Annotated in this window: 3 protein-coding genes and 1 rRNA gene; 1 reads left to right on the top strand and 3 read right to left on the bottom strand. The window is 47.0% G+C overall.

What is annotated here, in order from left to right; genetic code table 11:
* Window positions 1-357: 357 nt before the first annotated feature.
* Together D0S45_20110 and D0S45_20105 are read right to left on the bottom strand one after the other, a co-directional pair.
* A complete protein-coding gene (locus tag D0S45_20110; protein TIH11414.1) occupies window positions 358-621 on the bottom strand; it encodes a hypothetical protein in 264 nt (87 codons plus the stop codon).
* Window positions 622-713: 92 nt separating this feature from the next.
* Entirely contained in the window at window positions 714-1,607 is an 894-nt protein-coding gene (locus tag D0S45_20105) for a LysR family transcriptional regulator (protein TIH11413.1), read from the bottom strand.
* A 122-nt stretch (window positions 1,608-1,729) separates the two neighbouring features.
* On the opposite strand from D0S45_20105, the gene D0S45_20100 reads away from it, so the two are divergent.
* Entirely contained in the window at window positions 1,730-2,710 is a 981-nt protein-coding gene (locus tag D0S45_20100; protein TIH11415.1) for an aldo/keto reductase, read from the top strand.
* Between the two features lie 245 nt (window positions 2,711-2,955).
* Here the strand turns inward: D0S45_20100 and rrf are convergent.
* A 5S ribosomal RNA gene (gene rrf / locus D0S45_20095) occupies window positions 2,956-3,070 on the bottom strand.
* Window positions 3,071-3,081: the final 11 nt, after the last annotated feature.

Here is a 3,081-nt window from a genome sequence, read left to right as displayed (position 1 = left end):
TGATACCGAATCGGTACTTGGTGCCTCAGAGCACGAATAAGAAAAGGAATATCAATAGTTACACCATTAGGTGAGGGACGACTACGGCCTAAAAAGACTTGAAGATAGATTTGACGGGGTGCTTGACATTGTGCCGCATAAGAAAAAGACCTGCCCAATTAAGAGCAGGTCTTATAGTTAATAAGTATGTCAGGCCCGAAAGCTACTTACGGCCTTTCTTGCCTCCGCCGCTTCCGCCAGCGCGAACAAGAACGGAACTGCCGTGACGATGACGGTGACGATGTTTGCGCTTAATCACCAGCGGCAGAAACAGAAGCGTGCCGATGGCTCCAAAAAGTGCGAGTCTGGCTAATGTGCTCATGCTGTTTCCTCCGCAGTGTCTTTGGCTTCTTTAGCTTCTTTGGATACAAGGGAGTTTCCTTTTACACGGGCCTGTTCGGCAAGTGATTTTGCATCTTCCTTGATACCTTCGTACTGTTTAACGGTCCAATCCTTAGCTCTCAGCCCGGCTTTAACAGTGGAGACTGCTACTGGACGAACTTTCTCAGACTTCAGGGCATAGCCAGCCAGAACTCCGGCTGTGGCACCGGCTGCAAAAACTACTATTCTTCCAAGAGACATAAGAACCTCCTTTGGCTTACATTTAAATTCAGATTATCTTGCTTAAAAAAAGTGTGCAAAGCCTGAATCCAAATATCACTCTCAGTATCTTATCATGCCTTGAATCCCACGCTTTGACGCACTTCATTAATAAAATTACGCACAGCCGGAAAACCGTCCTTCGGTTTATAAATCAAATGAACTTCAATAGATGGAAAGTCTCCGGTAAGTTTCTTGAAAGCAACCCCCTGCGGCTTTTGCCGAGACATACTTTCCGGAACAATCCCGATACCCATACGGGCTGCAACTAGAGCGACGGTAGCACTCTTACGGGCGGTTTCCTGCACCACATCAGGCACAAATCCGGCTTCGTCAAAAACTCTCATCCATTCATCATAAAGTCGGGGCTGCTCTGCTCTGGGGAAAAAGATAAACGGTTCTCCGCCCAATTGTGAGATGTCCACGCTTTCACTTTCAGCTAGCGGGTGATCCATCGGCACAACCAAAGCATATGATTCACGATGAAATAATTTACACTCAAGATCTGAAACGTCATGCTGAAACAAACGGACAATCCCGGCATCAATTTCACCTTCACGTACTGCCTTAAGCTGATCGTTAGTAAACATTTCCCGCAAGTTTAAGCGCACAGCGGGGTAACTACTTTTATACTTGCGAATAATTCCTGCGAGTGAACTCTCAAGTGCAGGCCCGATATACCCAAGACACAGCTGCCCGCCATGCCCGGACGCGGCCTCAAGCAGATTTGCCTCAGCCCGATCCATGGAACGCAGAATGGACCGTGCATCTCGTAACAAGGAGTTTCCGGCTGCGGTGAGGAAAACCGAACGTTTATTGCGCTGAAAAAGTTTAACCCCAAGCTCATCCTCAAACTTCATTATCTGCTGACTTAATGGCGGCTGTGAAATATGGAGCCGCTTGGCTGCACGCCCAAAATGCAGCTCTTCAGCCACGGCCAAAAAATATTTTAACTGTCGTGTTTCCATCAGTAATACCTAACAGATATTACTGTGACCTAAAAGATATATTCGACATACTTATTACTCGGCAATATTCATCAGTATATCCACCAACACAAAACATAGAGGAGATAGGCATGTCGAACAAAATGATCTTAAAAACACTTGGCAACAGCGATATCAAGATTTCATCCATCGGCCTCGGCTGCATGGGCTTAAGTGAATTCTATGGAGAACCTGCATCGGAAAAACAAGGATGCGACTTGATCCGTCATGCCCTTGATAAAGGAGTCAACTTCTTTGATACCGCTGATATGTATGGCGGAGGACACAATGAAAAACTAATGGCAAAAGCCCTACTAGGACGCCGGGATGAAGCGGTGATTGCCACCAAATTCGGCATTGTACGGGAAGAGGGCGAATATGCACGGACCATCAGCGGCAAGCCGGAATATGTCCGCAAAGCCTGCCACGAAAGCCTGCGTAGGCTAAAAACAGATTACATCGACCTTTACTACATTCACCGGGTAGACACAGAAATCCCCATTGAAGAAACCATCGGGGAAATGTCGCGGCTAGTGGGTGAAGGTAAAATCAGGTCCATCGGTATATCCGAAGCTTCTGCTGAGACCCTACGCCGCGCACATGCTGTTCATCCGCTTTCAGCCCTGCAATCGGAATACTCCATGCTCACTCGTGACCCAGAAAATGAAATACTCGGGCTAACTCGCGAACTGGGAATCAGCTTTGTTCCTTATAGTCCTATTTGTCGCGGGTTGCTCAGCAACTGGAGCCCCTCAGAGGATAAAACTGATTTCAGGAACATGCTTCCCCGTTTTCAAGGTCAAGCATACGCCAGCAATAAAGCAATTGCTGAAGCCCTTAGTCTTATCGCTAATAAACTAGGGTGCACCCTGGCTCAATTATCTCTAGCATGGGTATGCGCTCAGGGAGACAACATCATCCCTATCCCCGGAACGACAAAGATTAAAAACCTGAATTCCAACATTGACGCAGCGCAGGTCATTCTGGACAAAGACGATCTTGCTGACATTGAAACAATCCTCACTAGCAATAAAGTCCAAGGCAACCGCTATACTGATGAAGGTATGAAAGGAGTGAATGTATAGGTTTAATCCCGCTATGAGACTGTCCGCTTCCTTAGAACCTGAAAAACACACCTAAAAAAGTTTAGTAGCAAAGCTCGATAAGGTTTCCAAAGGGGATTATCCCCTTTGGCCTCCGGAGGCCCTAAACGCATCCCCCAAAAAAAATCGCAAAACTCCCCGCACTTGGCAAGAAGTGCGGGGATATAAAATATGCATAAGAACGCAAGAAAGCCCCCTTAAGAAATTAAGGGGGCTTTTGAAATAAAAGCTTGCGACGACCTACTTTCCCACTGGCTACCCAGCAGTATCATCGGCGATGGAGAGCTTAACTTCCGAGTTCGGAATGGAATCGGGTGTGACCTCTCCTCAGTGGTCGCAAGCAAATTTTGCTT

This window comes from Marinifilum sp. JC120 (assembly GCA_004923195.1).
GTDB lineage: Bacteria > Desulfobacterota > Desulfovibrionia > Desulfovibrionales > Desulfovibrionaceae > Maridesulfovibrio.
Note: the sequence above shows the minus strand (reverse complement) of the source record. Positions and strands in the feature narration are given on the sequence as shown.